Genomic DNA, 2056 nt, shown 5'->3' on the forward strand with positions numbered 1-2056 from the left:
CGACGGCTGGGCCCGTCGCAGGCCGCGTTGACCGGCAGGACAGGACCTAGTAGACGTCCTCGCATCCGGTCAAGGTGTCGACGCCGTCGGCGTCGCAGCGGTCGTCGGGGCCGGCACCACCGTTAAGGGTGTCCGTGCCGGTCTCGCCGACCAGCCAGTCGTCGCCGCCGAGGCCGTACAGGAGGTCGTCGCCGCCACCGCCGAACAGCGTGTCGTCGCCGGCCCCGCCGACCAGCACGTCCGCGCCGCCGTTGCCGGTGAGGTTGATCTTCCCGCTGCCGGCGACCAGACCGTCGGCGTACGCGCTGCCGGTGACCCCCGCGAACCCGGCGCAGACCGTGTCGCCCTCGTCCGGCATCCCGTCGTCGCCGGCCGGCCCACCGCCGACCGAGACGACCACCCCGGCCGGATGGTTCGCATAGGTCAGATAGCCGCCGGGCGCGCACAACTGGTCGGGACCCGGCCCGCCGTCGATCCGCAGGAACGCGTCGCCGCCGCTGCGGGTGATCACGTCGGCGCCGTCCTCGCCGTACACCTCGACGTAGGGGTCCGCCCCGTCCGCGACGGTGATCGTGTCGTCGCCGGTGCCGCCGTAGATCCGGGTGTACGTGTCGAAGAAGGCGTCGAACACCAGCGTGTCGTCGCCCATGCCGAGCGAGACGGTGAGCCAGGAGATGGAGTCCTCCTGCTCGGTGCAGATCACCCTGGTGTTGTCACCGGTGACGTTGACACACCCGAGCCCCGGCACGATCGCCGACACGTCGTCGATCATCCACCGGGTGAGTCCCGGGACCCGGTTGTAGTCGGTGAACGTCACGTCGTTGGTCTTGCCGATGCCACCCTCGTAGCGCAGGGTGCTGTCGTCGACCCAGTAGGCCCTGTTGGGCGTGGGCGGCGGCATCGCCGCGGCACCGGCCGGCACGACACCGACGACGTGCAGGCCGAGCACGGCGGCCACGGCCGGGCGAAACCACTGACGGTCCATGTGCGACAGCGTGCCCGCACCGCGACCGGGCCACAGTCAGCCAGCCGACGCCGCGTCCGGCAGCGTGCGGGTCAGCATGTGCGCCTCGCGCATCCGCCCGTCGGGGGCGAACCGGCCGAAGAAGTGCACGTCGATCGCGAAGCGACGGCCGCGGTCCTCGACGTGCATGGTGTAGCGGGCGGCGATCCGGTCCGCCTCGGCCACGGCGTCGTGCACCTCCAGCCGGCTGCTGGGCTTGCGCTTGCGGATGGGACGGCAGTGCGCGATCAGCTTGGCCCGGTCCATCTCGTGCCCGTCGGCGACCTGCACGATGTCGGGCGTGTGGTAGCGGTCGACGACGGTCGCCGCCTCGTCCTCGCTGTGCATCACCTCGCGACCGAACGAGGTCACGAAGTCGAAGATGAACTGCTTCGGGTCCGTGCCGTCGAACGCCCTCATGCCGACCTCCCGGTCATCTTTGACACCTTGTAAGATATAGCCGATGGCGACAACCTTTACAAGGTGTAAGAGATGACCCGGTCCGACGCCCGCCGCAGCCGCGCGTCCATCCTGGACGCCGCGGTCGTGCTGCTCAACGAGGAGCCCGACCCGAGCGTGGAGGCGATCGCGACCGCCGCCGGGGTGACCAGGCAGACGGTGTACGCGCACTTCCCGTCCCGGGAGGCCCTCCTCGCCGCCGTGCTGGACCGCGTTACCGACGAGGCGATGGCCGAGTTGGACGCCGTCGACCTCGACGCCGGCACCGCGACGGAGGCCCTGCTCCGGCTGCTCGACACCAGCGCCCGGATCACGGCCCGGCACCGGCTCCTGTTCCAGCGGGCCAACGCGGTGCCGGTGACACCGCGCGAGGACGACGAGCGCCACCAGCCGGTGACCGCGCGGCTGATCAAGGTGATCGTTCGCGGCCAGCGCGCGGGGGAGTTCGACGACCAACTCCCGCCGGACTGGCTTGCCACCCTCACCATCCGGATGGGCCACGCCGCGGCCGAGGAGGCTGACGCCGGCCGGATGTCCCCCGCCGCTGCCGACGCCGCGCTGCGCACCAGCCTGCTGCGCCTCCTGGCGGCAGGG

The 2056-nt window shown here is 71.5% G+C and carries 3 protein-coding genes; 1 reads left to right on the plus strand and 2 read right to left on the minus strand.

Going from position 1 to position 2056, the window contains the following annotated elements:
- Positions 1-46: 46 nt before the first annotated feature.
- Positions 47-985 (minus strand): calcium-binding protein, encoded by a 939-nt coding sequence (locus tag Air01nite_RS41740; RefSeq protein ID WP_203708889.1) that lies wholly within the window; start codon positions 983-985, stop codon positions 47-49.
- Between the two features lie 36 nt (positions 986-1021).
- A complete protein-coding gene (locus Air01nite_RS40785) occupies positions 1022-1423 on the minus strand; it encodes a nuclear transport factor 2 family protein (RefSeq protein WP_203708891.1) in 402 nt (133 codons plus the stop codon).
- 72 nt (positions 1424-1495) lie between these two features.
- On the opposite strand from Air01nite_RS40785, the gene Air01nite_RS40790 reads away from it, so the two are divergent.
- On the plus strand, positions 1496-2056 hold a 561-nt coding region (locus Air01nite_RS40790), incomplete at its 3' end, for a TetR/AcrR family transcriptional regulator (protein WP_203708893.1).

The sequence above is a fragment of the Asanoa iriomotensis genome (genome assembly GCF_016862515.1).
GTDB classification, from domain to species: domain Bacteria; phylum Actinomycetota; class Actinomycetes; order Mycobacteriales; family Micromonosporaceae; genus Asanoa; species Asanoa iriomotensis.